The 5,339-nt window shown below is 44.6% G+C and carries 8 protein-coding genes; 1 reads left to right on the top strand and 7 read right to left on the bottom strand.

The window, feature by feature from the left end:
* The 6 genes from BTA31_RS21450 to BTA31_RS21475 all read right to left on the bottom strand — a co-directional run.
* The coding region (locus BTA31_RS21450) for a sigma-70 family RNA polymerase sigma factor (protein ID WP_076794145.1) at positions 1-518 on the bottom strand (518 nt) is incomplete at its 3' end.
* The gene (locus BTA31_RS21455) at positions 519-791 is read right to left on the bottom strand and encodes a hypothetical protein (RefSeq protein ID WP_076794147.1); all 273 of its coding nucleotides are present in this window, start codon (positions 789-791) and stop codon (positions 519-521) included.
* A partial coding sequence (locus BTA31_RS21460) for a hypothetical protein (protein WP_239693256.1) occupies positions 781-2,244 on the bottom strand: 1,464 nt, incomplete at its 5' end. The genes BTA31_RS21460 and BTA31_RS21455, both read right to left, overlap by 11 nt.
* A 451-nt stretch (positions 2,245-2,695) precedes the next feature.
* Positions 2,696-3,151, bottom strand: a complete 456-nt coding sequence (locus tag BTA31_RS21465) for a GNAT family N-acetyltransferase (protein WP_076794152.1) — start codon at positions 3,149-3,151, stop codon at positions 2,696-2,698.
* On the bottom strand, positions 3,144-3,938 hold the full coding sequence (locus tag BTA31_RS21470) for an inositol monophosphatase family protein (RefSeq protein ID WP_076794154.1): 795 nt from the start codon (positions 3,936-3,938) through the stop codon (positions 3,144-3,146). The genes BTA31_RS21465 and BTA31_RS21470 overlap by 8 nt, the downstream gene beginning before the upstream one ends.
* A gap of 141 nt (positions 3,939-4,079) precedes the next feature.
* Entirely contained in the window at positions 4,080-4,268 is a 189-nt protein-coding gene (locus BTA31_RS21475) for a hypothetical protein (protein ID WP_003181425.1), read from the bottom strand.
* A gap of 243 nt (positions 4,269-4,511) precedes the next feature.
* Between BTA31_RS21475 and BTA31_RS21480 the strand changes: the two genes are divergently transcribed.
* Positions 4,512-5,147, top strand: a complete 636-nt coding sequence (locus tag BTA31_RS21480; protein WP_076794157.1) for a YktB family protein — start codon at positions 4,512-4,514, stop codon at positions 5,145-5,147.
* A 51-nt stretch (positions 5,148-5,198) separates the two neighbouring features.
* On the opposite strand, the gene BTA31_RS21485 is transcribed toward BTA31_RS21480, so the two are convergent.
* On the bottom strand, positions 5,199-5,339 hold a 141-nt coding region (locus BTA31_RS21485; protein ID WP_193427270.1), incomplete at its 5' end, for a UPF0223 family protein.

The following is a 5,339-nucleotide window of genomic DNA, read 5'->3' on the forward strand; positions in this document are numbered from 1 at the left end:
GTAAGGGATTTACTGCCTTCCAAGCTTTTTTTCAGCTCCAGGCGGGCCCGGTGAAGATTGGTTTTTACCTTTGACAGTTTCCAATTCAGCACTTCTGCGATTTCCTCGTATGACAGCTCCTGAAACTCTCTTAAAATGAGCACGGTCTGATAATGTTCCTTCAGCCGGTCAATGTGATGTTTCAGCTCCTCCTGCCTTATGGCGTTTGCCAAATGGCGCTCAGGCATTTCAAACGTGTGCTGTTCCATGTCACCGCAAGCCGTCACATCGGAAAACTGGATTTTTTTATCTTTTCTGTACCAGTTGATAAACGTATGATGCGCGATCGTATACAGCCATGTTTTGATCGAGGAATGGCCCCTGAAAGACTCCAGGCCCGCAAAAGCTTTCAGAAACGTATCCTGTGCCAGGCCTTTCGCCGTCTCAAGCTGATGGGTTCGCCTGTACAAATAGTACATGATGTCATGATAATATTCTCTGTACAGATCTTCAATCGTCTGTTTTTTATTAGAAGCCATTTAGAAAAAAAAACACACCGTCATCCAAATCGAAAGGAGCAGGAAAGCACCATACAACGAGTAAACAAAAACCTTGATATGACGGAGTTGCTGACGATCATCTGCCATTTGTATGCGGGGAAGCTCTCTATTCTCGACTGCTGCCGCTTCAGCCAGGCCCTGAAAATGCTGCTCATGCTCTTTCATCCAGATCACGGTTTCCTCTTCCAGTTCACCTTCTTGATAGAGCTCGTACAAATCGAGAAACACCGCTTTTTTTTCCTCACTTGTCATCAAAATGTTTCACCTCATCAGTCTCGGCATCGACCCAGTATGCGTCATGTTCATTTGAGCCGAATGGCTGGATGATGACAAGCCACGCATATCGGCTCTTTTGATCCCCGTCTGAAACAATCGCAAGCTTCGTCCGTTTATAATAGACCAACCCTTTTTGATAGCGTTCAGACACTTTCTGAAAAGCTTTTTCCCCGTCTGCATACGTGTAGGGGGGTTTTTCATCTGCTCTTTGAAAGTTCTTTCTCACCGTCAGATAAGCTCCCTCTTCATGTTTCGTCATGGTCCAGACCGTATTTAACACAGCATCTCTTTCTTTTTTCTGAAATTCTATCAGATCCTTTTCTAACTCCACCCTTTTCAGCTTGGAAAAGTCTTGATCAAATAATGAAAGCAAGCGTTTTTCGAGCTCTTGTCCGCGATAAGGCAAGACGCTTTCAGATTTGAACGTAATAGCCGTTAACGCACCTGTTACAGGATGGAATTCCATCTCCGTTCCGTCGTTTGTCTTCACGTTGATGGCTGCCGAGTTGAGGCTGAACGGGAATAATAAATCAATATCTGTCAGCTGATAAGATGAGACGGCTATGCCCAGCTTACGATAGACCGCTTTAACACCCCGCTCAATATCCTGACCGGAAACGCGGGCTTGTTTCACGCTTTCTAAGTTGTAAACAGACGTGTCCTCGGAAAAACCCATCAGTGTTTCCTTCCACCATGTAAACGACATTGTGCTTAACTCGGGGTTCTGGCCTTCACGGTAAAAATCAACAGTAACTTCGCCGTCATCACGGCTTACCTTTGCCTTGATTCGTTGGTCAAGTTCCCGGCCGTGTTCACGCAGAAATTGCTTCGACCGCTTGATATATGCCTGATCGGACAGCGTATTCCCGCCAGGCTCCTTTTGATTTTGATAATTGGTGATTAATCCCGTCCAGCCGTCGACATCCACCTCGTAATCCTTCGTTTTAAAATGATAAACGTTGTGAAAATCCTGGTTGGTAGCTGACAAATAGATAAAGCTCTCCGTCGGAAAAAACGAGCTGACAGTCTGCTTCGCTTCTTTAACCGAAACAGGTTGAAAATTGGCATCAACCACGTCTGAAACATCAGGGTGTGAGATTGTAAAAGCGGCATCTGCCAAATTGTAAAAAGGGTTAAGAAGTAGTGTAAAAAATACGGCGGTGCCCGCGGTTAAAACACGCTTCACCATCAAAAAAGGCTTTCTCGATCCATTCAGCAAATGATACGTCATAAGAAAACCGAGCATTGTCAGAAATACGTTCAGCGGAAAAAATTCGTAGCCGAGCTTTTTGATGAACAAACCGCCGATCGTCACAATATAAAAAATCAAAAGGAGAACATAGCGGTTTCTTTTCCAATAAAGCTGAAAAAACAAGCTGATCATCAGCCCCGGAATCCCGATGAGCAGCACCAATACAAGCAGCAATTGNNTCATATAATGAAAAGAGACTAGCAAAATATAGCCGAACAGCAAAAACTGCATAAAAGGCAGGAGCGCATCTTGTTCTTCTATGTACAGGTTTGAAAACTCAGCCGCTTTCATTTGGTGAGCCAATTCAAACGAAAGGGCGCCCACCAGAATCAGTCTGAGCGCGATGCCTGCATAAAAAAAGAGGCTCCGCCTGCTCACTTTCGGATGAAATGATACGGCATACAGAAGGGCAAGCCCTGTCAAACACCATTGAATGACAAGCATGCTCTGTCTGCTTAAAATAAAATAACGTTCAAAATGGAGCACATAATCACTAAATAGTTCAATCAATTTCCACAATTCCTTTACAACAAATTAAGGCCTCATCATCATAGACAAACAACGCTGCATATTGTTTCAAAAAATCATAAAAAATGAGACCTGTTGTCAAACAAGTCTCATTGAAGCCTCAAGCAAGGGGCAACACCATAATCAAATATCGTTTTCCCCGCTCGTCTTTTTCTGTTTTCAGCTGTTCAAACCCCGAACGGGCGAGCATGTTCAGCCACTCGTCCTTTTCATAAGGCACCGCCGCAAACAACGCTTTATGCCCCTTTTCTCTCAAGCATTTTCCGATCGTTTTAATCACTTCTTTTGCCCGGCCTTTTTGGCGGAAATCGGGGTGAACAAGAAGCGTTCCGAGCCAAGGCTTGCCATTAGAAGGCGCCCATTCGAGATGAAAGCTGAGAGCCGCCGGCAAGCCCCCGTCTTCCCACACGAGCCATTCACCATTATACATCGCATAAGCACTCATATAGCGTTCCAGGCTGTTTCCGCCAAGCTCTTCCTTCGCCCAATCGGGGCTCGCTTCGACCAGCTCCTCAAAAAAGGCGAAATCATAAGAAGAGAAAGACCTGCTATTCATGCGGCAAATATTCGTTGAAAATCGCCCGGTGAGCTGCCGGATTGCCAGCTACAATGCTGTGGTTTTCAAGAAAATTGAGCGGCTTCCCGTCAATTGTCGTATATGTTCCGCCGACCTCGTCAAGCAGGATGCAGCCGGCAGCGTAATCCCAAGGAGCCAGCCTCATCGTCACATACACATCCATTCTGCCGGCCGCTACATAAGCGAGTTCCAAAGCCGCTGAACCGTATGAACGGGTCCCTCTGACGCGCTTGACAAGCGGGGATAATACGCTTGGATCGATCCGTCTGTTCTCGGTGATCCATGTCGCATTAATGGCCAGAATCGATTCTTCAAGCGGCACTTCTTTCATCTTGCCGAGCTTTGTATCGTTCATGTAAGCACCTTCGCCTTGAAAAGCGTGATAAAGCTCATCATGAGTCACATCATAAATCAAGCCGATTTTGCCTTTTCCGTTTTCAAAAATGCCGATTGAAATCGCAAAATTACGTTTTTGATGGATAAAGTTCATCGTACCATCGATCGGATCGATGATCCAAACGACGCCGTCCAAAGATGTGAGCTTGTCCCCTTGGCCTTCTTCGCCAAGAATATGATGATCCGGAAAAACCGATTGGATTTTTTCAATGAAAAAACGCTCTGTTTCCTTGTCAATGTTTGTGACAAGGTCATTTGGATTCGATTTCGTTTCAATCGTCATCTTTTCTTTCATTGATTGCTTAATTCTCTGACCAGCTTCTTTCACCCAGCTTTTCGCCAGGCAGTCGATTTCTTTCCAGTTTGTCATCACACTACCTCTTTTCTATGTATACCTGTTGATTTATTCATAGCATACTGATATTAACCGGGAAAAATCAAGAAAAATGACAAATGATCAGGCAGCCCAGATAAAAACGAACCTCTCAAACGGTTCGTTTTTATTATGGTTTCAACCATGTAATCTGATCCATTCTTTTCTGAGTCGTTCCAGTTTGCGCTTGCTCAACTCGATTTGGGTTTCATCCTTTTTTTCCATGGCTTCAAAAAGCGTTGCTAGTTCATAATCGACCTCAAGCCTCCAAACAGCGGCCCGATTGTCTTTTTCCTCTTTCAATCCTTGTTTTACAATTGGTTTCATGTGCCCTACGCCCCCTCCAGAGAAAGTTGATTTCAAAAAGAATCCTTCTGGTTATAGTCCTAAGCGTGATTTATATTAATTTCTTATTCATATCGTATGAAGTGCTCAAGCATTCGCAACGTTATTCTAAAAATTGTGTGTTTACCTAACAATTCCCCAAAATCCGCAAGGCGAAACGTAATTTTTTGTTTGAAAAGCCGACTGTGATACAATATCTTTACTGATTGGACAAGGAGGAACACAATGAGCAGTCTGCGTTTTACTGAAGAAGATTTTCGTACATTTACAATAGAAGGTTTAGATGCGCGGATGAGCGTTCTGAAAGAAACAGTGCGCCCGAAACTTCAAGGGCTCGGCGATCATTTTGCGCCTGTTCTGTCCGCTTTGACAGGAGACGAAATGTTTGTCCACGTCGCAAAGCACGCGCGCCGCTCAGTCAATCCGCCGGACGACAGCTGGGTTGCTTTCGCAAACAATAAGCGCGGCTATAAAAAGCTGCCTCATTTCCAAATTGGTTTATGGGAAACCCACGTGTTCGTATGGTTTGCATTGATCTATGAGTCTCCTCTCAAGCAGGAATACGGCCAGCTGTTTAAGAAGCGTCTGCCGGACATTGAAAGCAACATTCCTAGTCGCTTTTTCTGGTCGGCCGATCATACGAAACCTGATGCCAAGAGACAGTCTGAGATGAATGAAAAAGATCTGGAAAACCTGTTTGAACGGCTCGTCAACGTGAAGAAAGCAGAAGCGCTTTGCGGTATTCAGCTTTCAAAAGACGAAGTGCTGCAAATGAGCGAAGAGGCGTTTCTATCCGAAATCGAAGCGGCTTTTGAAAAACTCGCCTTCCTTTACCGCCTAACGCAGAAAGTATCAGTTTAATCAAAAAGAGATGGCCTGTTGTGCCATCCCTTTTTGTTTTGGATTTTCTCATTACATTTTAATTTTCGTATCTTCCGTTTGTTCCTTTGCTTTTTTGACCGCCTGATACGGAGAGTAATCGCTCGCCTCTTCAAACTGGCTGCACAGCTTTTTTTCCTCCGCTTTTCCCGGAACGATTTCTTTAAAGCGGCG

The organism is Bacillus haynesii, from assembly GCF_001969855.1.
GTDB classification, from domain to species: Bacteria; Bacillota; Bacilli; order Bacillales; family Bacillaceae; genus Bacillus; species Bacillus haynesii.